The organism is Sporomusa rhizae (assembly GCF_041428845.1).
Classification (GTDB): Bacteria; Bacillota; Negativicutes; order Sporomusales; family Sporomusaceae; genus Sporomusa; species Sporomusa rhizae.
The window spans coordinates 3,505,735-3,526,597 of sequence record NZ_CP156925.1 but is presented as its reverse complement, the minus strand read 5'-3'; the positions used below and the strand labels follow the sequence as shown (position 1 = coordinate 3,526,597).

Below are 20,863 nucleotides of genomic sequence, written 5' to 3'. Positions count from 1 at the left end.
ATAGATAATATTAATTCGCCGTAAACTATAAATATCCTTTAACTCACGGTAGAATTTAGCAATTTATTATATCTATAGGTATTATCTTCCGAAAGTACACAGGACACGGATAGAGACTGAATATTTCAGTGCGGCAGAGCTGCGATGATATTAAATAAAGCTCTGGTTTTAGAAGGAGATAGAATCACCTCTGGCAGCAATTGACGAGCTCAAGGGCAATGCCGATCGAGAAAAAATAACTCTAAGCATAATTTGTCAGTTTTTCTGCAACTGGCAAATTATGCTTAGAGTTTGAAGCTGAAAGCCGAACCCAAAGTAGGTCAGCGATATGAGTATATATGATGTGGGTTGATATAAAAAAGCGACCGCCCATTATGATCGAATCTTTCGGGGCCAATCGCTCGCAGAAACTGTTTAGATACTAAAATTTTTCGATTAGACTGCGCATATTATCATCAATTGAACTTTTTGTGGTTATTCCTAAGTTTTCAACTTTTTTAGTATAATATGCTTTAACATCAGCCCATTTATAATATGTCCCTTGAAACGGTTTTAAGGCTTTGGCGAAGGGTATTTCTTTTTCGAGCAGTAACATTTTAACTAACGGTTCTTTACCCTTTGCGGTATAGACGATCCACTGGACGTTACCCGCCATTGGCCCAAAATCAGCGGTATTCCATTTTTGGACTGCCTCTTCGGTAGTAGCATATTGAATGTGTGAATTTCCGACTTCTAAGAAACATACCAACGGTATCTGGGTTTCTGCATGGGAAAAACTGAAAACTCCAATCTTATCTTTTTTTGCTAAAGCGGTGTCTACTTCCACGATCATTCTTTTTACTAATGGTGCCATAATATTGGTCGATATATTATTTGAATCCGGCGCTCCAGGTCCTTGCGCGTGATATTCTTTTGCAACCTGAATTCGTTCGAACATCTCAAGTTCATCATTGGTAAAGTACTTTTTCATATTAATATCTTTCAAACCGTCTTCTCTTAAGGACGGCCCGATAACATAAAGTTCGTAAAGAGCTGATATTGCGGTGGCCGCGTTTTTAATGACCGTTTTATTCTTTGTGTCGGTAAACTTTAGTTCACCGGAATCTAGCCGGGCCAGAAATTCAGGGGAAACTAATTGTAAGAAGATTCTTTCGGACATAGCTTTGGCAGTTTCATTTTTGGCAAATATTTCGACGTCTTTATTCCACTGTCCGTTAGATTCATAGGCAAGATATTTGGTGGCAATATCATAAGGTCTTAAATAAGGATCTCTTCCTTGTTCGTAGAAGCTTATAGTAATCTCGCCTTTATAACCGGTCGATTTTAAGCCTTCTAAGAAACCGTCTCTTGATTGTTGAGATCTGGTTACATAAGTAGCGTCGGCGATAATTGGTTTATTAGTCGCGTAAAGTGATTTGAAATTTTCGCCGGATCTTTTACCGATCTCAAACAGTTCTCTTTTTCCCATTGTTGATAAATCGCCATATTTGTCTTTTTCAAATTCGATTATTTTTTGCACTTCTGCTTTTAAAGTTTTGCCCATCTTAGTAATCTGACCGGTCTTCTCAGCTTCGGTTAATAAATCAAACCATGCTTTGTCATACTTGTAACTGGAAAGATTCCTGGAACCGTGTCTTCCTGCAATATAAATAAATGCAGGTTGATAACCGGCGGGAGGTGTAGTGTATTCTGTTTTTTCATAGGGGTAAGGGGTTTTCGAACCTAGATATAGTCTTTCGGTAGCCGCAAAACATACATTGCAAATCATTACTAGGACAAGCATAAATCCAAGTAAAATCCTTGTTTTCCTCACAATTCGATCCTCCTTGTTTTAGTTATTGTATTTCTTCCAGCTTAGCATAAAAACTATTTGGTATGCAATAACTTTTATGGTTTTTCACACCAATGTGCTCAAAAATATTGGGTTACTACTGGGGCGTTGCTGAGTAACTGGTGATTAAATGTTGGGTAAAACTAGATTTGTTAGATGGTTGACTTAAAGAATCTAGGGACGATCTTCTTGCTTCTCTTTTAAAATACTTCAACGAAGCAAAATGAACGTCCCTCCGCTTCCTTCGAAGTACCTGTCCTTCTCCGGGTTGCGTACAGGACCTTCAACCAGTTTCATAGGTTGTCCTTTAGCAGCTACTTGAATAGCTTTCATCATAGGCATACATTTTACTTCCTAATATTTTGTCATAGAGTTTTGTAATATTTAATCGTCAAAACAAAAAGAAGAGCGGGATAGTGCTTTATTGGCACCATTCCGCTTTCTGCTTGGTTACATTATATCAAAATCATACAGTCATGTACGTTGTCTTGAGTAAAACCATCATTATTTAGGCTCTAATCCAAACATGAGGTCTAATAAGTGAATGCCCTTTTTCCCGCCAAGATTGATGCCTTTAATACAGGCAATGCAATAACAGACAACTTCGTTGGAATTAATTTTATCGCAGTGTTTTTTCATTAATGCTGCCTGTTCTTTTTCCGTATGCGGAATAAAAAGACCTTCTGCGTTCTCAATGAAGCGATTTGGTGCAAACTCTCCATTTTGCTTAGGCAGCGACTCATAAAGCGAAACTCCGCAAAATCTTGTTTTATCGTATTTTTCATCTAATTCTTCAATATCAATATTCATCCTTTGTAGGATTTTTCGGACTGCTTTTTGTTGAGAGGCATTGTCATATACACGCCAGCAATCTTGCACAGCCATTTTTCTATGGCCGTAATCTGGAAAGGGGAAGTGCTTATCGCTTTCCAATAGCTCCCAAATAGAAATTGTTTTTTCAGCAGCAGAGTCTTCTTGGCAAAATGCAGAACACGTATTACAGATATAAATCACCGTATCATCATTTGTAAGCTTCTTGTGAAATGGCCTACAACATCCCCCAATTTGAATATCATAATTCTCTGAGAGATAATTCTTTATTTTCTTGCTGGCTTCTGGGGAATAGGCAGTAAATTTGCAACTAGGTAAATAAATCATTGACATCTTAGGCACTCCTTCTTAGGCATCATCATACAAAATCTATTATGCTTATAATTGTATGCCTGGAATTGTATGAAATCAATAATAAAAATGTATTGAATACATTTTATCGATTGACTTTCGCCATGGAATATAACTTTTTGTCTGACCACTAGAGTTAGAAAACATGTGAAAATCAAACAATAGGTTCCTTGCCTCTAAAGTCACCTAAAAAAGCAACCGTCTAAAGCATCCCAGCAAGGGGAGCTTTAGACGGTTGCTTTAAATATAAATAGACTCAAAGGAACGGCTTCTTTCGAGTCTGGATATTTGGTATCCGATGTGCGTACTTGTATGTATAGGTAGTTAATATAAATGTGTGCCAGTAGAGGCCGATGAATACTTTATCCCTTTTTTAAACCTTTAATGATGAGGTTTAGACCGAATAAAAAAGCATCTTGTACCTCGTTTTCTATAATATTTATTATATCAGAAGTCAATGTATCAATATCTGGATCACTTTGACATTTTTTAAACTTTTCAATAGATGCTGATTTTAATACTCCTCTCTTATTTCGTGTTTGTTCTTCCATTACACATCCTATAGTAAATTGGCTCGTTGTCAACATTGCCATTTGAGCTTCTTTTTCAGAAAAGCCAGCTCGGACAAGATATTCAATTTTAGGTGCTAATTGACTAAGATCATTATTAATAGGAATTGATCCGGCATGAAGCATTGCTCCATCTGGATAGGTTAACAGGGCATTTCTAAAGCTACATGCATTATCTATAAACCACTTCTCCCATTGTTGGGTATCTTCTGGTGTCTTAATTGTATGATGTCTAGCTATTATAGTAGCAGCCATTTCACCAAGAAGTGTTGATTTATCTTTTACATGCCAATAAAGTGACGATGATTCAACTCCTAATCTCTGTGCTAAACGCCGAGTTGTAATAGCTTCTAATCCACCTTCTTTAAGAAGTAAAAGTGCCGTATCTATGACTTCTTCACGTTTTATCTTTGCCATGATTTAAAGATCTCCTTAATCTCAAATATTAAAAACTTATCAATGATATATTATACCTAACATCATTCTTTTACAATATTTTAATGATTTGCATTAAATCATACGCCTTTTTATATTCTTTGAGACATATTGACAAAACTATCACTGATAGATTATGATAAATCTATCAGTGATAGTTTTGTGCTGATTTGTAGTCTAATATTTATATCTGAAAGGTGATAATATGAAATTCACTACGACCGCAAAGAAAGCGATCCTTGTTTTTTTGGCCATTGCCATTGGAGCCGGATTCTATTATTATTTACAACGCGATGAGGTTTCGACAGACAATGCTGTCATTGATGGCCGTACTGTCGTTATAAGTCCAAAGGTTTCCGGGTATGTGAAATCTTTGAATGTCCAAGACAACCAGATGGTCAAAGTTGGAGATGTTTTACTGGAGATTGATCCGACTGATTACATAATTCGTCGCGACCGGGCTAAAGCTTCCTTAGTAGCGGCTTTAGGCGCTGCTAAGGCTTCGCGGGACAATCTGGAGACAACCACGGTTTCCGCGCCGTCCAATGTTGATTCGGCAGCGGCACAGGTGGCGGCGGCGCAAGCGACCTGGGAAAAGTCGTTTGCTGACAGGCAGCGTATGGAGAGCCTATTAAAAGAAGGCGCCTGTTCACGACAACAGTTGGATCAAGCAGTCGCAACAGAAAAGGCCGACCGCTCCGCTCTTAACAAACTACAGGCCGATTTTCGATCAGCCAATACTGCGCCCAGTGTAATTTCGGCCGCCCAAAATACTAGCGAGCAACTACAGGCTCTGGTCAAACAGGCAGAATCTGATCTGGCGCAGGCGGAATCTGATTTGGCCAATACCAAGGTTATCGCTCCCATGGATGGCCGCATTACTAAACGCAGCGTGGAAATGGGCAATTATGTGCAGGTAGGGCAGCAGTTGACCTCGCTTGTCGGAACGGATTTATGGGTTACCGCCAACTTCAAAGAAACTCAGTTAGCGCACATACGGGTTGGACAGCCGGTTGACATCAGGATTGACGCGTATCCAAGCATAGTATTACACGGTAAGGTTGACAGTTTTCAAGCGGGAACCGGATCTCACTTTTCCTTGTTCCCAGCGGAAAATGCCACCGGCAATTTTGTTAAAATCGTACAGCGCATTCCGGTAAAAATCGTATTTGACAGCCCTCCAGACGCTGCGCTTTCCCTGGGATCAGGTATGTCAGTTACACCGACCGTATATACTGATAAGCCAGGAGCGGCAATATGAGCGACGCCACGCCAAAAGTAGCAAATCCATTCGTGGTATCAATCGTTGTCAGCCTTGCGGTCTTCTTGGAAGTGCTGGATACATCGGTTGCCAACGTTTCCCTTTCGCATATAGCCGGTGCGCTTGGAGCCAGTTCGGATGAAAGTACCTGGGTTTTGACTTCTTATTTGGTATCCAACGTCATTGTTCTGCCATTGTCAGGCTGGCTGACGGCCCTTATGGGGCGAAAAAACTTCTTTATCTTGTGCATTATCGGCTTTACGCTAGCTTCGTTTTTATGTGGTATGTCAACTTCGATGCCGATGCTGATTGTATTTCGCCTGCTGCAGGGGCTGGCCGGCGGGGGCTTACAGCCGAGCCAGCAGGCTATCATCAAAGATAGTTTTCCGCCTGAAAAGTTGGGAATGGCATTTGCGATCACGGGGATAACTACGATCTTGGCGCCTATATTGGGCCCGATGCTTGGTGGCTATATCACTGATAACTACAGTTGGCGCTGGATTTTTCTCATAAACGTGCCTGTGGGTATCTCAGCCGCTTTCCTAGTGAATATTTTGGTACAAGATCCGCCTACCGCTCAGAAACAAAAAGTCGATTCTGTGGATTACATTGGTCTTGGCTTGATCGCTCTCGGGCTTGGAGCATTGCAAATCGTTCTGGATAAAGGTCAACAGGAAGACTGGTTTGACAGTTCCTTTATTGTGGTATTTGCCTGTATAGCCGCCGTTGGTATCTTGCTGGCGATATTTTGGTTGCAGCGGCAGAAGAATCCGGTGGTCGATCTTAAGTTGTTCCGGATACCCAGTTTTACCATGCCCTGTGTCATGCTGTTTTTCGTCGGCTTTGCCCTCTATGCGAGCAACATACTGTTACCCATGCTGGCCCAAGAAAATTTTGGCTATGACGCCACGCTATCGGGAATGGTTCTTTCGCCAGGAGGGGTCGCGGTCATTTGTATGATGCCAGTGGTCGGTAGACTGGTAAAAGTGGTACAAGCAAAGTATCTGATTTCCTTTGGAATGCTGATCAGTGCTTTTGGTGCATGGACAACCGGGTTTATCACACCTCAGATAGACTACAATACTTTCGTCATCTTGCGCATCCTGCAAACCATCGGTCTGCCGTTCCTGTTTGTTCCGGTCAATACGCTTGCTTTTTCAAAAATTCCGCCGGAAAGCAGCAGTAATGCCTCGGCAATTGTTTCCCTCATAGGTAATCTAGGCGGAAGTATTGGCATTTCGCTGGTTACAAACAAACTTATTACCAGTCAGCATGTACAGCAAGCTTATCTGGTGCAGCATCTGACAATAGCTGACTCTGGCTACCGAAGCGTGCTTGCAAACTACACACAAACAATAATGAATTTAGGTGTACCATCGGCTCAGTCATCGTCGTTGGCCATGGGCCAGATATATCAGGAACTTCTCCGCCAGGCCAGTATTCTCGCCTTTCGGGATACCTACAATTTCGTCGCCGTCGTATTAGTTGTTTTGGGCATTACAGCACTATTTATGCCGGGCAATACATTGCATAAAAAGGATGCTGCCGTTTCCTTACATTAGTGATGTTTTTGCTTCTATCTTCTGGCATTTCTGCATCAAATGATCGGAGTGGCATGGACATCTGCGTAATAGGGAAAATGACCAGAAGGGGGAGATTGATTAAATGAATAAAAAGATTTTTGAGCTTGGGAAGGATTGTTACTGGAATGGCGGTGTTGGGCAGTACATAATTAAGGAAAACAATAAGTATACAGCGACCGTAGCTATGCAAGAAAATTATGTAGTCAAATTGAAACTGGATAAACAAGGAGCAATTATTTGGGAAGAATGTGATTGTTCCTGTTTTGAGGCGCCACATTGCAAACACGTGGTAGCAGTCTTTTGCGCTGTAACAGAGTGAAAGGGAGACTCGATGAGGTGCTGAGTCTTTGATGGATTTTTTGCGTAAAAGTATGAGTACTGAGGGATTGAGCTTACCGTTTAAGACTATTCGAGGTGAACCGTACTACTGGTAACGGAGGAAAACGGCTTATTGACATCTCTATTTACCAGTTGAACCACTTGGCAAACTATAAATCAAACTATGAGGGTAATATACTATGGATAAAAACAAATCACTGAATGATTATATAGCTGTTTATAAAGAGCTATTGGAACAAGGCGATATTCAAATTGCCTATGAAAATTTGCGTAAATATGTGATGGCTTTGAAAGCGCATTTTTCTAAAAAATTAGCGGACAAGTATTCCTTTGGTAATGTATCGCCCGGTTATATGGATTTTACCTATTTCCCCTTTTTCGATGATTTTTTGCGAAGCAGAATGCCGTCACCTACTGAATAGTGCAAGGTGACGGCATTTTTGACGCTTACGATTTTTCAAAGCTTTTGGAACTTAGGGATTTTATTTAACACAAGTTTCTTCTTCTTCTTCTGTATCCTCGGGGCATCCGTTACTAGGACCAATGGCAGCAATTTGTGAAACATTGATTCTTACCCTGTTTCCTTCCTCATAGAGGGTAGGGTTTATAATCTCGAGTTCTGCATTATCTCGGATTATCATTGCATCACACGTTAATTCCAGTGTAATAAACTCGTTATCATTTTCTACAAACACATCAATTTTTGGGTGAATAACTTCCGTTTTACGGTCGTGATCATCATTATTGTCTCTTATAATTTGTCCTTGTAGTACAACTCTATCATCCAATAGTATGTTTACTGAACCTACGCAATTATCAAAATCTACTTTTTTACAGCCCATTGGACATTCTCCTTTTTAAAATTATTTAGCCGTTTATCTGCTACATATTATTCAGTAAATTTCCACAATAGAACCAATTGGAACTTGCAGATAATTACAGTTAGGAAGCACTCGCTCCGGTACATGTGCGCAATACCATTCTACAGCGAATACAGGAAATGTTTAAAATTTATAAACCGTAATTAAATATGACATACTGTTGTCTTATTGCCTCTTGTACAATGAATAACAACAGGAGGTGATAATAGAAATGGTGCCATGATGGTGGGCTATCCACAATATGCCTATCAATGGTTGGTGGATAAGCGATAGCGAGGACGGAAAAACCGAAGGAAAAGGAGAGACAACATGATTACGAATACTCAAATGCTAAAATTGAAGGATAGAAGTGGCGAAAATGTCGCCAGGGCGCGAGATGTGCTGCTCAGCATGCAAGGGAAAATTGAATTTTTGCGGGATTTGAAAGTGGAAATGAATATACGTCAGGGTGCATCATCTTATGACCTACTGATGAGCGCCCAATACAATTCACTGGAAGATTTAGAGGCTTATATTATTCATCCTGTTCATGTTGAAGTAGCCAAATACATCGCAGGTGTATTGGAAACCAGCGCTGTCGTATGCTACGAATCTTAATGTGGGTATTGCTGCAGCAATGCAGGATAGGTTGACTGAAAGGAAAAACGCTAGTATAGGAAATACAGCAACAGCACGCTTTTGGGGCGTTCTGTTGCTGTATTCTCTTCCCACTACCAGTACGAAAAGAGACGTATCTGTATGACTCCGTTAAAGTATGCTGCCGAAGGATTCCTTTTCCTAAGTCAATTAATGGGCGGAAATTACTTCACCAGGAATGTTATACGGGACACAGGGACAGGTTCCAGAACAGCGCAAACAAAGAATCATTTTCCGGTGTGTTTGTTGAAATTACTCAATCAGAGCTTTTTTTGTTCTGCAAGATATTCGACAGAAAATGAATATGATTTCTTGACAAGCAAATCTGGGGCAGGTATTGTATTAACAAGTACAATATTAGGTTAGGTGCTCTGCACTGGTTCTGCCACTGCAATAAAAACGCGGCCGCGGATTTAAGCATATATTAAAAAAGGATTGAAGAATGAATACTAAAATATCAAAGATTATAAAATGCAGTATTGCCGAAGAATTGGAGATCGAAGTTGGAGACAGCTTACTCAGCATAAATGGAACTGAGATTAAAGACATAATAGACTATAAGTTTTTATTGGCAGATGAGTACATTGAGGCTGAAATAGAAAAGAAAAATGGAGAGATTTGGACTCTTGAAGTTGAAAAAGAATATCAAGAGGATTTAGGCATTGAGTTTGAAAATGGAATTATAGATGAAGCGCGAAGCTGTCATAATAATTGTCTTTTTTGTTTTATTGACCAGTTGCCGCCGGGAATGAGAAAAACGCTGTATTTTAAAGATGATGATTCAAGATTATCTTTTCTTCAAGGCAATTTTGTGACCTTAACAAATATGACGAATGACGATTTCGAAAGAATTATTCGATACCGAATCAGCCCTATCAATGTTTCGGTACATACAACTAATGCTGAGCTTAGAAAAAGAATGCTGAATAACAGATTTGCCGGAAATATTTATGAACGACTTGAGGAATTGGCGGTTGCAGGCATCAGCATGAATTGTCAGATAGTATTGTGCCCTGGCTATAATAATGGGAAAGAATTAATAAAAACAGTAAATGATCTATATAAACTATATCCTTCGATTGAAAATGTTGCGGCAGTACCGGTTGGGGTTACTAAGTTTAGGAAAAATCTGAAGGACATAACCTTATATGATGCTCAAAGCGCTAAAGCAGAACTTGACAATGTTAGTAAATTTCAGCAAAAGGCTCTGAAGGAAAATGGAACCCCCTTTATCAGACTGGCTGATGAATTCTATATGCTTTCGGGAAACGAAATTCCGGATACCGAATTTTACGGAGATTTTGAGCAAATTGAAGACGGTATAGGAATGATCAGGTTTTTTAGAGATAGTATTACTAAAAATATTAAAAAGCTTACCATTAAAGGTCAAGGGTCCTTCAGTTTGATTACAGGTGTTTCCGCCTACAATGAAATATTATGGGCTGCGAAGGCTATTGAGAAAAGAAATAACAGAATCAAAATAAATGTTCATAAAGTTATAAATGATTTTTTTGGCCCGACAATTACTGTAGCCGGACTGCTGACCGGACAGGATATTATGAAACAGATACATCCGGATAGTGTTTTCGATTATATAATAATGCCTAAGAATATGTTTAAGAGTGATGAAAATATAATGCTGGATGATGTTGCTGCTGTTGACCTGGAGACATATTTCCATAAGAAGATTTTAATTTGTGATTTTACGGGGGAAGACCTGATTCAGGTCATTACCGAACATATTTAGGCGAGCTTCTATGACTGGATTTATTCGAAAGCAAAATTTTAAAAACAGATTTCAAATGAAGCGGTGTAATTTATGAGGTGAATTTTATGAGCAAGGGTTATGTTCATATATATACAGGCAATGGCAAGGGGAAAACGACTGCTGCATTTGGTTTAGCAGTCAGAGCTGCGTGTAGCGGAAAAAAGGTCTACATTGGCCAGTTTGTGAAAGATATGAAGTATAATGAAACTAAAATTGAAAAATACTTGCCCTTAATTACTGTAGAACAATTAGGAAGAGGATGTTTTATTGATAAGCAGCCTGCTCATGAAGATAAAAGTGCCGCAGAGGAAGCACTTAATAAATGTGCAGAAATATTGAAACAGGGTAAATATCAACTGGTTATTTTAGACGAGATTAATATTGCGATATATTATGGACTGCTTGATGTGCAAAGTGTTATAGAGGTAATTCAGCAGCGTGACAATGATGTTGAGGTTGTACTTACTGGACGATATGTACCGGAATCGCTTATCGCTATTGCCGATGTAGTAACGGAAATGAAGGAGATAAAGCATTATTATTATCAGGGAGTATTAGCGCGCGAGGGAATTGAACATTGATGGACTTTTTAACAGCAGTGCAAAGAATCCAGGCCTGACGCAACTTTTTAATAAGCGCTGACCTGGAAAGGAGCATTCAAGATGAAAATAGTGGACAGGGAATTTTATAACCGGGATTCATTAATCGTGGCCCAAGAACTCCTGGGCAAGGTGCTTGTTCACGAAATAAACGGACAAAAGCTGGCTGTAAAGATTGTTGAAGCTGAAGCCTACATGGGGGTTACCGATAAGGCATCCCCTGCAAACACCGTTGGATTGAAAAGGATTAAAGAGAGAGGCGCAGGCGATGGGGCAAAAACACGGAAACACGGGGACAGGGACCGTGCTTCGGGATTTATTCTGTAAGCTAAAGTAACAAGGAGCAAAGAATCGGAATTCTTTGCTCCTTGTTTTTTGGTCAGGCAGTCTCAATTTGGCTGTCGGCCTCCAGGCCGAATTTTTGCACCGCCTGTTCGCGCATCTTGTATTTCATGATCTTGCCGGCGGCATTCATGGGGAATTCTGTTACGAAATCGATGTAATGCGGGGTTTTGTGCTTGGCCATGTGGGAGCGGATATAATCCTTAAGCTCGTCCGCCGTGATGGCTACGCCGTCTTTGAGGATGACGCAGGCCATAATCTCCTCGCCGTACTGCTTGTCGGGCACGCCAATCACCTGCACGTCCCTGACTTTGGGATGGGTATAGATGAAATCCTCAATTTCCTTGGGATAGATATTTTCGCCGCCCCGGATGATCATATCCTTAATGCGGCCGGTAATTTTGTAGTAGCCATTTTCATCACGCCTGGCCAGGTCGCCGGTATGCAGCCAGCCGTCTTTGTCAATGGCGGCGGCCGTGGCTTCGGGCATTTTGTAGTAGCCCTTCATGATGTTATAACCGCGGGCTACAAACTCGCCATCCACATTGTCGGGCAGGTCCTGGCCGGTTTGGGGATCGACGATCTTGCACTCCACGCCGGGCAAGATGCGGCCTACGGTATTGACGCGCAGCTCTACGGAATCGTCCACGCGGCTCTGGGTGCAGCCGGGCGCGGCTTCGGTCTGGCCGAACACAATGGTAATCTGCGACATGTTCATCTTGTCGACGACATCCTGCATTACCTTGACAGGACAAGGGCTGCCCGCCATAATGCCTGTCCGCATATGCGAAAAATCCGTCTGCGCAAAATCTTCATTCTCCAGCATGGCGATAAACATGGTGGGAACGCCATGGAAGCAGGTTATCTTCTCCCGGTTGATGCAGTCCAGCGAGAGTTTCGGCGAAAAATAAGGTATCGGCGACATGGTGACGCCATGCGTCATCGAGGCGGTCATAGCCAGGACCATGCCAAAGCAATGGAACATCGGCACATGAATCATCATGCGGTCGGCTGTGGAAAGGTCCATGCAGTCGCCGATGGTTTTGCCGTTGTTGATGACATTGTAGTGACTGAGCATGACCCCCTTCGGAAAGCCGGTGGTTCCCGAGGTATACTGCATGTTGCAGACATCGTGCTTGTTAATGGACCGTTCGCGGCGGTAAACCTCTTCGATGGGGACTTTACCGGCCATGGCTATGGCGTCTTCCCAGGTCAGGCAGCCTTTCTGCCTGGAGTCAACCGTAATGATATTGCGCAGGAACGGCAGGCGTTTTATGTACAGCGGCTTATCGGCCTCCGCGGTTTCAAGCTCCGGGCACAGCTCCTTAATGATAGCGACATAGTCCGAATCCTTATAGCCGTCGATCATCACCAGTGTATGGGTATCCGACTGACGCAGGAGATATTCGGCTTCGTAAATCTTGTAGGCGGTGTTTACCGTGACAAGCACTGCGCCGATCTTGGTCGTTGCCCAGAAGGCTATAAACCATTGGGGGACATTGGTTGCCCAGACGGCGACATGGTCACCCGGCTTGACGCCCAGAGCAATCAGCGCCCGGGCAAAGGTATCAACATCGTCGCGGAATTCGGCGTAGGTCCGGGTATAGTCCAGCGTGGTATAACGGAAGGCGTACTGATCGGGAAATTCAATTACCATGCGGTCAAGCACCTGGGGAAAAGTTAAGTCAATGAGCGTGTCTTTCTCCCAGACATATTTACCGGTTTTGGCGTTATTGTCGAACAGGTGGCCTTTGGCTGTGGCCTTTTCCATGAAACGGCTCATATAATTGGCGAAATTCGGGAAAACAACGCCGGCGTCATCCAGATCGTCCGCCCAGCGCTTAAGCCATTCGAGCGAAAGATAGCCGTCGTATTTGATCGAGCTTAACGCCAGCATCACGTAGTCAAGCGGCAAATCGCCCTCGCCCAGCATACGGTAACGGATGACGCCATTTTCGACAATGGAATCCTTGATGTGCACGTATTTAATATAGGCGCCGAGATTTTGCACAGTCTGACCGGGTGTCTCACCGGCAAAACGGTAGGGATGATGGATATCCCACAGCGCTGCCACTGCGTCGCTTGCCACTTGATTAAGCAGTCTGGCCAGGCGGGCCGTATCGGCATAAACACCGTTGGTTTCCACCAGCAACGTTACGCCGTGTTCTTCGGCAATGGGCACCAGGCGATTCAACGCGGCCAGCACAACGGTGTCATCCACTTCGCCGCCCGGCTGTGCTTCAAGGTCGGCCAGAATGCGGACATAGGGGGCGCCAAGCCGGGCGGCCACCAAAATATACTGCACAAGCGCCTGATGGTTTTCTTCGGCTTTTTCGGCGAATTTCAGGCAGCAGCCGGAAGACAGGCAGGGAATTTCGAGGTGAAGTTCCGAGAGTTTTTTGATCGTTTGCGGGAGCCGGGCGGCAGTGAAAGGATGGGCATGGCCGGTGAATATTTCGCAGCCCTGTCCACGGATTTCAATGCCGTCAAACCCAAGATCCTTGGCCATGGAATAGATTTCAGACCAATTAAAATTGGGACAACCAAGAGTAGAAAAAGCGAGTTTCACTGCAATCCTCCTTACAATTTTTTAGCACCGTACGAACCGGTCTGTTAGTATAGCAATACCCAAGAATAAAGAAAACACGGCTTGCGCCGAGCCTTTGGCGAGAGTGGAAGCCGATGTTGCCCTTATCCAGTCGAAAGTTTTACACTTTCTGACAGGACAAAAAAAAGCTTTCATCCCTGAGCATTCCTGCTAAGAGACGAAAGCACTGTACTTCCGTGGTACCACTCTTGTTGATATGAAAACATATCCACTCTGCGGCATTAGCCAAAATAGCCAATGCCGTCTCCTGATAACGGTTGAGCAAACCGTTCGCACCTACTCGCAGCGCCCAGGGAAAGGCGGTTGTTTTCGGTGGACTGCTCAAGGGTGAGTTTCACGACTGACCGGCGCGCTGTTTCACAGCATCCAACAGCTCTCTGGAGCGCCATACGGCAGCGTTTTTTTCCCTATCAACGCATTTACGTATATTTAAATTATTTATAAGCTACCAAATTCTACAAAATTTGTCAAGATATTTTCTAAAAACAGGGGGACAGGGACAGCTTTATTTCTATTCAAGGCTAGCAAAAATTAACAGGTCCATCGACATTTACACAGAACATATGTTCTGGTATTATGTAAATGGAGGTGGATAGTGATGAGCGAACATACTATAGATTTACTGAGTATCCCTATTTACCAGCAGATGGCTCGGATAGTTTACGTCGACCGATGTATGGTAAAGTGGGCGGGAATGCTTCTGTCTGAGCACAACGAGCAGATGAAAGAGAAAGAAAGTAAAAGCGATGGGGCTCGTTGATTTTTCTCGTTTTCCCCGTAGGAGCGTATTGTGCATCGACGTAAAATCATTTTTTGCATCTGTAGAGGCGGTTCGGCGGGGGCTTGACCCGCTAGAAGCCTATATTGCTGTAGTATCAGATTTAAGGAGAGCCGGTGCGGTCGTATTAGCCAGCAGCCCGAGGGTTAAATTGGAATATAATATCAAGACCGGAAATCGGCTCTTTGAAATTCCCAAGCGTTCCCCGATTATGGTAGTAGAACCAAATATGGCGCTATATATCAATGTGAACCAGGCAATACAGAATATATTCCGCCGATTCGTAACAGATGAAGACCTACACATCTATAGCATTGATGAGTCCATATTGGATGTTACCGCATCGCTAAATTTGTTTGGACCCGCAGAGGCGATTGCGGAAGCCATCTTAAAGACGGTGAAGGATGAGTTGGGTCTTATTGTGACTGTAGGCATTGGCGATAATCCGCTTTTGGCAAAACTGGCACTGGATAATGAAGCTAAAAAGCGTCCGCCGTGGATTGCAAAATGGACGTATGAGATGGTGCCGGAAACGGTATGGAAAATACAGCCGCTGACTGCGTTTTGGGGCATATCCAGAGGATACGATGAGAAACTCAAGCGAATGGGTATTTATACGATTGAGGGGCTGGCTCACGCCAATCCAGTGTGGTTGCAGAAAACTCTAGGTGTAATGGGGTCGCAGTTATATTACCACGCATGGGGCTTGGATGCTAGCATCATTAGCCAGAAGGAACGGCCGAAAAGTAAGTCCTATAGTAAAAACCAGATATTAATGCGGGATTATTATGTAAAAGCAGAAATTCTAATGATCATCAAGGAAATGGTGGGAGATGTATGCGCTAGGCTACGTAAACACCAGGAAAAATGCCAAGAGGTATATTTGGGAATAGGATACTCGGATAGGAATTTCAATTTGGGCTTTACTGCACGAATTAAGCTAGTTCGCCCGGAACACTCAACGGATATCATTAGTGAAGCGGCACGCGAGGAGTTTATTAAGCGGTGGCAGGGTGAACCGGTACGATCGGTAAATATTACTGCTGGGAAAATTGTGTCAGAAGGGCATGAGCAGTTGGAACTGTTTTTTGAAGGAGAAGAAAAGAACCATGCCATAGATAGAGTAGTAGATGATCTGCGGAAGCGATTTGGCAAAAAAACGATCTTTTATGCTGGATCGATGGCTGGTGGAACCTTCCTTGAACGGGCGGATTATGTGGGCGGACATAAAGGAAAAAGTGAATGATGTAAAGAGGACCGATTGCCCGCCTCTCATCAGCATGGTCATAAGTACGCATCTCTTTGCGATGTTGACCCTTTATAGAAGGAAACAGATATTGAAAATATAAATAATAACAAGTAAGCAGCCGGTTAAGGAGATTAATTCCGCCTAACCGGCTGCTTTTTGGTATGTGCCATGTGTGTCACGGGGCGGGGATTATTAATGTTTATTATGAAGGGGTAGCAGCGGGTCTTTGTTGCTTCGAAATGAACTTAAGGAAGCTACTAAGCTAACAGATCGGTTGGTCAGTTCTATTGTAATTTTCAGATGAATCTTTTATAGTATATTTTAGGGATAGTATGCAGTAATGAGCCTATGCATGTGTTTCTTTTATCAATCTAATCTTTTAATTATAAGTGATTATAATCCGAGATGAATTAGTAAGATATTATCTTTACGAGAGTGAGTTATATGAGCAAAAAAGAACGAGCATATGAGTTTTTACGGTCTCAAATTCTGAACGGGACTTATGGACCTGGTTATCGTATTATCATTGATCGAACGTGCCAGGAATTGGAAGTCAGCAGCAGTCCGGTCAGAGAAGCTATCCAACAACTGGTAGCGGAAGGCCTCGTAGAAATAATCCCTTATAGTGGGGCAATTGTAAAAAGGTTTAATGAGTGTGACTACGCAGAAGTCATGTTTGTGTTGGGAATCCTTGAGGGCGGTGCTACAGCCCTAGCCTCAAAGTTTCTCACAGAATCAGATCTGCAAAAACTAGAAGCAACGAATCAATCTATTGAACAAGCGGTTGCAGAACTAGACTTAGTTAAAGCTGCTGAATTGAATGTTCAGTTTCATGCCATTATTCATGAGCGGTGCGGCAACAATTTTTTGATCGGTAAAGTTAAACAAACGTGGCAACGCCTGTCTCAACTGCGAATAGCGGGATTTCCCTATACGCCGAAAAGGATCCCTATGTCAATTATGGAACACAAAGAATTAATCCGGTTAATAAGAGAACGTGCTCCCGGGGCAAGGATTGAAGAGTTTATCCGTCAACATAAACAGGCGATGGTGGAGGCGGTACAGAGTCGCGCCAAATTAGAGAGAGCCCGACAACTATGAATTGTTGATAGTTTATTGAAGTTAAGCATAGACAATATAGCAACTGTATTGGAACGTTAAGTTTCAGTGCAGTTTTTTATTATGTAAATATCAATAAAATGAATGACGACAAAGAAAGTTTTTCAATATAAGAAGGCAACATAACATAATGGGAATATTTAAGAGAAAGTTAAATAAAAATAATATATATAATAATACTTGAAATAATGCACGATTTAATATATTGTTTATTTACGAGACAAATAATTTTTTTAAGGAAAAGAGATAACCATAATTTGATAGGGGGATCTGGATCACACCAGTACATCAGATTTCACTGAGAGGAGAACAGGCTAAAATGTGAATGACCTATAGGGAAAAGGGAGGAGATTATAAGAATTAAGAAGACAGTTAAAAAATAAAGATATTGTATAGACAAAAATGGCATTCCAGAATGCCGGCAAATAAAATAATGCATATGTAGGCGGAGCTGTTACTACTGTAAGCAGGATGGTAATTTTGATGTTCTTTTATTTTCAAGAGGGATAGGTGAAATTATGAAACGTAAATTAATGATACTATTAGTTTCAGTTGGTATTATTCCACTATGTATTTTATCATTTTTTGCTTATTGGCAAATTAGCAATACTATGCAAGACGAATATCAACGTGTCGGAATTTCAAAGGCTGGCAGTCTGCGGCTGGAAGTGAATTCTTTGCTCCAGAAGAATATTTACGGGCTTAAAGCCATTGCTAATTCTGCTAGCGCGAAAAATATGGATATTGTTTCCGGCAAAGAGGTGCTCGTTAATGCGGCGAAAGTTTATGCTGACATTTCACCAATTGCAATTGTTAACGGGCAGGGAATGCATATCGTAAGAAATGATAATAATCGTTTGCCGGATGTATCACAGCGCCCCTATTTTAAGCAAATAATGCAAGGGTCAGATGATGTTGTTTCAGACGTTCTAATTGGGCAAACTAATGGACACCCAATGGTAATTTTAGCGACAACTATAAAAAATGAATCAGGTGCAGTAATCGGAGCTGTGCAAGGCTCACTGGATTTGACTACTTTAAGCGGTTTTATTGCGGAACGCTCAAAAGATGGGGATAAGGCTTACATTGTGGACAGGGAGGGAAAAATTCTTGCCCACCCTGATAAGGAGGTTGTAGATGAACGAAAGGACGTAGCACAGCTTGAGTATGTACAACAGGTATTAAACGGTCGTGAAGGGAACATGGATATCACGGATAGTAACGGTGAGAAGCGAATGGTAAGCTATGTACGGGATCCATATACCGGCTGGGGGATTTGCATTGAACAATCCTATGACAGATATACAGCTCAAGTACGTAAGTTAGCAATAACAGATACAACAATATTAATCGTGACGATATGTATTGTAGTTGCCATCGGATATTTCTTTGCAAAAAAAATGCTAAAGCCGATTTTAAGTTTAGTAGCGGCTACGAATGAAGTGAAAAATGGCAATCTTGTAGTAACAGTTGATAATAACTCAAATGATGAAATTGGATTGTTGGCCGAAAACTTTAGTACTATGGTTAAGAGTTTGCGGTTACTGGTTCAAAAAGTGTCTCTTTCTTCTGAGAAGGTTACTGCATCCAGTCAGCAATTAACAGCTACTTCAGAACAATCGGCACAAGCAGCAAGTCATATAGCAGATGCTGTTACCAATATTGCGGAAGAAACTACGAAACAAAATTGTATTGTAAATGACATGAATACCCTAGTCCAGCAAATGTCTGAGGATATTAGCAATGCGGTTTCTAATGTGCGACAAGCAACTGAAGCGGCAGAGCAATCGGCCGAGACTGCAACACAAGGCGAAAAGCAAATCTTCTTGGCGGTAAATCAAATGGAGAACATTGAGAAAACGGTTACTTATTCCGCTGCTGCAGTCGCTGAATTAGGGCGGCATTCCCATACAATCGGCCAAATTGTTAGTACTATTACGTCGTTGGCAAGTCAGACAAATCTTCTGGCATTGAATGCAGCAATCGAGGCTGCCCGCGCTGGTGAGGCAGGCAAAGGATTCGCCGTAGTAGCTGAGGAAGTACGGAAGTTAGCTGAACAATCAGGCGAGGCGGCAAAACAAGTCAGTGAAATCATTTCCATGATTCAGAGCGAAACAGATAACGCCGTCAAGACTATGGAATCTGGTTCCAGCGAGGTTCAGAGCGGTGTAGCGGTCATAAAAACTACAGGTGAAGCTTTTCAGAACATTGTTGTCTTAGTAAAGAAGGTACTGGAGCAAGTAATTCAAAGCAGGAAACTCCTGGAAGATACTGCTGCCAGCAGCAGCAAACTTATGGGAGCGAATCAAAAAGTCGAGAATGTAACAAAGACGACTGCCGCTCAAAGCGAAACAATTTCCGCTTCTACTCAGCAACAGTCAGCGTCGGTGGAAGAAATTGCCGCATCCAGTCAGGAACTTGCCCGTATGGCCGAGGAGCTATCTAAGCTTGTGAATCGTTTTACCTATAAATAGAGCTCCTAATTCAAACCACTGATCGATTAGGTAGTTTTCTTACGGAAAAATATGAAATTCTTTTCTTATAATTGAGCAGGAAGGGTAATATAAAGAACTAGTTGTGGTGTTTAGCGACATAATGGCTGTTTCTTCCTTTTATAGATAATCTTTTGTCTAGTTATGACAAATTAAGTTACAAAATGTAAAACTAGTTTGACAAATAGATATTATTGGAATATAATTAATTTATAAAATGGAATGCCGGAATGCCAATATGCTCGAAAAGGACTGTTAAATATGTTATCTATTCCTCAGGAAGAACAAGAATTGAATAAATTAACTGGAAACTCGGAAGTGCTTTATGGTCAAATTGTAGAACGTATCCGCATGTGGATCATGAAAGGCTATATTAAAGAAGGTGAAGTACTTCCATCGGAACGGGAATTGGCGGAATTATTTAACGTAAGCCGGATGCCTGTAAGTCAAGCGATTAAGATATTAGAATTTTTAGGTGTTGTCAAGTATATCCGCGGTAAGGGGGTATGCGTACAACAAATAGATATCAAACATTTATTAAATAGTATTGGATTTTTAGTGCTGAATCCAAAGTCCGGATTGAAAGATTTGCTTGAAACCCGTGAAGCGATTGAAATTCAGGCAGTTCGACTTGCTGCACAGCGGCGGACAAAAAATGATCTGGAAACGATGGAAGATGCACTGCTTGAGATGGAAAGAAATATTACCATGAAAAAAGATGTGAGTAATGCATCGATACGTTTTCACACAGCAATCATTGTTGCGGCGGGCAATGATGTTATTGTCAAGGTCAATGAATTTTTGATGGCCCTGTTGTTATTTTCCCGCCAAAAATCTCTTAAGGAAATTGCTCAACAAGATATTGCATTGTGTAGCCACAAAAGAATTTATCAAGCGATAGAAGAACAAAATTCCGATGAAGCTGTGCGTGCGATGTTAGAACATTTGCGCGAATTGAAGACATAATAAAAGATTTTTGAATGTACTGAATGTCGGCATTCAGTACATTCAAAATGATATGTTGTATTACAACTAGTCAATGATAGTATGTGTGATGTTAAGGCATTTTGGGTGAATAGGAGATATGATAAAAATTTTTTTAATCGAGTGGAATGCCAGCATGCCAACTATTAATAAATTTTTTTAAATTATGTTGGAATGCCGGAATTCCAATGCGCATCAGCCAAAGTG

General features: G+C 41.8%; 19 protein-coding genes and 1 other annotated feature. Of the genes, 13 read left to right on the top strand and 6 right to left on the bottom strand.

The window, feature by feature from the left end:
- Nucleotides 1-421: 421 nt before the first annotated feature.
- From SRRS_RS16665 to SRRS_RS16650, 4 genes are all read right to left on the bottom strand, one after another.
- Nucleotides 422-1,813 (bottom strand): histidine-type phosphatase, encoded by a 1,392-nt coding sequence (locus SRRS_RS16665; RefSeq protein WP_371362100.1) that lies wholly within the window; start codon nt 1,811-1,813, stop codon nt 422-424.
- A 228-nt stretch (nt 1,814-2,041) separates the two neighbouring features.
- Nucleotides 2,042-2,173, bottom strand: coding sequence for a hypothetical protein (locus SRRS_RS16660; protein WP_371362099.1), 132 nt, complete (start codon nt 2,171-2,173; stop codon nt 2,042-2,044).
- Nucleotides 2,174-2,335: 162 nt separating this feature from the next.
- Nucleotides 2,336-2,995 carry a hypothetical protein gene (locus SRRS_RS16655; RefSeq protein WP_371362097.1) on the bottom strand — a complete coding sequence of 220 codons (660 nt, stop codon included), beginning with the start codon at nt 2,993-2,995 and terminating at the stop codon, nt 2,336-2,338.
- A gap of 380 nt (nt 2,996-3,375) precedes the next feature.
- Nucleotides 3,376-3,999 carry a TetR/AcrR family transcriptional regulator C-terminal domain-containing protein gene (locus SRRS_RS16650; protein WP_371362096.1) on the bottom strand — a complete coding sequence of 208 codons (624 nt, stop codon included), beginning with the start codon at nt 3,997-3,999 and terminating at the stop codon, nt 3,376-3,378.
- A gap of 223 nt (nt 4,000-4,222) precedes the next feature.
- Between SRRS_RS16650 and SRRS_RS16645 the strand changes: the two genes are divergently transcribed.
- The 4 genes from SRRS_RS16645 to SRRS_RS16630 all read left to right on the top strand — a co-directional run bounded on the left by SRRS_RS16645 (nt 4,223) and on the right by SRRS_RS16630 (nt 7,622).
- Nucleotides 4,223-5,278 (top strand): HlyD family secretion protein, encoded by a 1,056-nt coding sequence (locus SRRS_RS16645; protein WP_371362095.1) that lies wholly within the window; start codon nt 4,223-4,225, stop codon nt 5,276-5,278.
- The gene (locus tag SRRS_RS16640; RefSeq protein ID WP_371362093.1) at nt 5,275-6,840 is read left to right on the top strand and encodes a DHA2 family efflux MFS transporter permease subunit; all 1,566 of its coding nucleotides are present in this window, start codon (nt 5,275-5,277) and stop codon (nt 6,838-6,840) included. The genes SRRS_RS16645 and SRRS_RS16640 overlap by 4 nt, the downstream gene beginning before the upstream one ends.
- Before the next feature lie 103 nt (nt 6,841-6,943).
- Nucleotides 6,944-7,180, top strand: a complete 237-nt coding sequence (locus SRRS_RS16635; protein WP_371362092.1) for an SWIM zinc finger domain-containing protein — start codon at nt 6,944-6,946, stop codon at nt 7,178-7,180.
- A 199-nt stretch (nt 7,181-7,379) separates the two neighbouring features.
- On the top strand, nt 7,380-7,622 hold the full coding sequence (locus tag SRRS_RS16630) for a hypothetical protein (protein WP_371362091.1): 243 nt from the start codon (nt 7,380-7,382) through the stop codon (nt 7,620-7,622).
- 60 nt (nt 7,623-7,682) lie between these two features.
- Here the strand turns inward: SRRS_RS16630 and SRRS_RS16625 are convergent, their stop codons facing one another.
- Nucleotides 7,683-8,042 (bottom strand): hypothetical protein, encoded by a 360-nt coding sequence (locus SRRS_RS16625; RefSeq protein ID WP_371362089.1) that lies wholly within the window; start codon nt 8,040-8,042, stop codon nt 7,683-7,685.
- A 348-nt stretch (nt 8,043-8,390) separates the two neighbouring features.
- On the opposite strand from SRRS_RS16625, the gene SRRS_RS16620 reads away from it, so the two are divergent.
- The 4 genes from SRRS_RS16620 to SRRS_RS16605 all read left to right on the top strand — a co-directional run bounded on the left by SRRS_RS16620 (nt 8,391) and on the right by SRRS_RS16605 (nt 11,411).
- The gene (locus SRRS_RS16620; RefSeq protein WP_371362088.1) at nt 8,391-8,678 is read left to right on the top strand and encodes a Dabb family protein; all 288 of its coding nucleotides are present in this window, start codon (nt 8,391-8,393) and stop codon (nt 8,676-8,678) included.
- A gap of 481 nt (nt 8,679-9,159) precedes the next feature.
- Nucleotides 9,160-10,464 (top strand): DUF512 domain-containing protein, encoded by a 1,305-nt coding sequence (locus tag SRRS_RS16615; protein ID WP_371362086.1) that lies wholly within the window; start codon nt 9,160-9,162, stop codon nt 10,462-10,464.
- Between the two features lie 86 nt (nt 10,465-10,550).
- Nucleotides 10,551-11,066 (top strand): cob(I)yrinic acid a,c-diamide adenosyltransferase, encoded by a 516-nt coding sequence (gene cobO / locus SRRS_RS16610; RefSeq protein WP_371362084.1) that lies wholly within the window; start codon nt 10,551-10,553, stop codon nt 11,064-11,066.
- An 81-nt stretch (nt 11,067-11,147) separates the two neighbouring features.
- A complete protein-coding gene (locus tag SRRS_RS16605; RefSeq protein ID WP_371362082.1) occupies nt 11,148-11,411 on the top strand; it encodes a DNA-3-methyladenine glycosylase in 264 nt (87 codons plus the stop codon).
- A gap of 52 nt (nt 11,412-11,463) precedes the next feature.
- Here SRRS_RS16605 and SRRS_RS16600 read toward each other — a convergent pair whose 3' ends face one another.
- Nucleotides 11,464-13,995 (bottom strand): AMP-binding protein, encoded by a 2,532-nt coding sequence (locus SRRS_RS16600; RefSeq protein WP_371362080.1) that lies wholly within the window; start codon nt 13,993-13,995, stop codon nt 11,464-11,466.
- A 189-nt stretch (nt 13,996-14,184) separates the two neighbouring features.
- Nucleotides 14,185-14,457 (bottom strand) — a binding site (T-box leader).
- Between the two features lie 175 nt (nt 14,458-14,632).
- On the opposite strand from SRRS_RS16600, the gene SRRS_RS16595 reads away from it, so the two are divergent.
- From SRRS_RS16595 to SRRS_RS16575, 5 genes are all read left to right on the top strand, one after another.
- Nucleotides 14,633-14,794 (top strand): hypothetical protein, encoded by a 162-nt coding sequence (locus SRRS_RS16595; RefSeq protein ID WP_371362079.1) that lies wholly within the window; start codon nt 14,633-14,635, stop codon nt 14,792-14,794.
- Between the two features lie 28 nt (nt 14,795-14,822).
- Nucleotides 14,823-16,058 carry a Y-family DNA polymerase gene (locus tag SRRS_RS16590; RefSeq protein ID WP_371362078.1) on the top strand — a complete coding sequence of 412 codons (1,236 nt, stop codon included), beginning with the start codon at nt 14,823-14,825 and terminating at the stop codon, nt 16,056-16,058.
- Between the two features lie 447 nt (nt 16,059-16,505).
- Nucleotides 16,506-17,162 carry a GntR family transcriptional regulator gene (locus SRRS_RS16585; protein WP_371362077.1) on the top strand — a complete coding sequence of 219 codons (657 nt, stop codon included), beginning with the start codon at nt 16,506-16,508 and terminating at the stop codon, nt 17,160-17,162.
- A gap of 536 nt (nt 17,163-17,698) precedes the next feature.
- A complete protein-coding gene (locus SRRS_RS16580; protein WP_371362076.1) occupies nt 17,699-19,654 on the top strand; it encodes a methyl-accepting chemotaxis protein in 1,956 nt (651 codons plus the stop codon).
- 279 nt (nt 19,655-19,933) lie between these two features.
- A complete protein-coding gene (locus tag SRRS_RS16575; RefSeq protein WP_371362074.1) occupies nt 19,934-20,638 on the top strand; it encodes a FadR/GntR family transcriptional regulator in 705 nt (234 codons plus the stop codon).
- Nucleotides 20,639-20,863 lie beyond the last annotated feature (225 nt).

Excerpts from the sequence above, each read along its gene's own strand:
- SRRS_RS16660 (WP_371362099.1), bottom strand. The coding sequence starts at position 2,173 with ATGCCTATGATGAAAGCTATTCAAGTAGCTGCTAAAGGACAACCTATG.
- SRRS_RS16655 (WP_371362097.1), bottom strand. The coding sequence starts at position 2,995 with ATGTCAATGATTTATTTACCTAGTTGCAAATTTACTGCCTATTCCCCA.
- SRRS_RS16650 (WP_371362096.1), bottom strand. The coding sequence starts at position 3,999 with ATGGCAAAGATAAAACGTGAAGAAGTCATAGATACGGCACTTTTACTT.
- SRRS_RS16645 (WP_371362095.1), top strand. The coding sequence starts at position 4,223 with ATGAAATTCACTACGACCGCAAAGAAAGCGATCCTTGTTTTTTTGGCC.
- SRRS_RS16640 (WP_371362093.1), top strand. The coding sequence starts at position 5,275 with ATGAGCGACGCCACGCCAAAAGTAGCAAATCCATTCGTGGTATCAATC.
- SRRS_RS16635 (WP_371362092.1), top strand. The coding sequence starts at position 6,944 with ATGAATAAAAAGATTTTTGAGCTTGGGAAGGATTGTTACTGGAATGGC.
- SRRS_RS16630 (WP_371362091.1), top strand. The coding sequence starts at position 7,380 with ATGGATAAAAACAAATCACTGAATGATTATATAGCTGTTTATAAAGAG.
- SRRS_RS16625 (WP_371362089.1), bottom strand. The coding sequence starts at position 8,042 with ATGGGCTGTAAAAAAGTAGATTTTGATAATTGCGTAGGTTCAGTAAAC.
- SRRS_RS16620 (WP_371362088.1), top strand. The coding sequence starts at position 8,391 with ATGATTACGAATACTCAAATGCTAAAATTGAAGGATAGAAGTGGCGAA.
- SRRS_RS16615 (WP_371362086.1), top strand. The coding sequence starts at position 9,160 with ATGAATACTAAAATATCAAAGATTATAAAATGCAGTATTGCCGAAGAA.
- cobO (WP_371362084.1), top strand. The coding sequence starts at position 10,551 with ATGAGCAAGGGTTATGTTCATATATATACAGGCAATGGCAAGGGGAAA.
- SRRS_RS16605 (WP_371362082.1), top strand. The coding sequence starts at position 11,148 with ATGAAAATAGTGGACAGGGAATTTTATAACCGGGATTCATTAATCGTG.
- SRRS_RS16595 (WP_371362079.1), top strand. The coding sequence starts at position 14,633 with ATGAGCGAACATACTATAGATTTACTGAGTATCCCTATTTACCAGCAG.
- SRRS_RS16585 (WP_371362077.1), top strand. The coding sequence starts at position 16,506 with ATGAGCAAAAAAGAACGAGCATATGAGTTTTTACGGTCTCAAATTCTG.
- SRRS_RS16580 (WP_371362076.1), top strand. The coding sequence starts at position 17,699 with ATGAAACGTAAATTAATGATACTATTAGTTTCAGTTGGTATTATTCCA.
- SRRS_RS16575 (WP_371362074.1), top strand. The coding sequence starts at position 19,934 with ATGTTATCTATTCCTCAGGAAGAACAAGAATTGAATAAATTAACTGGA.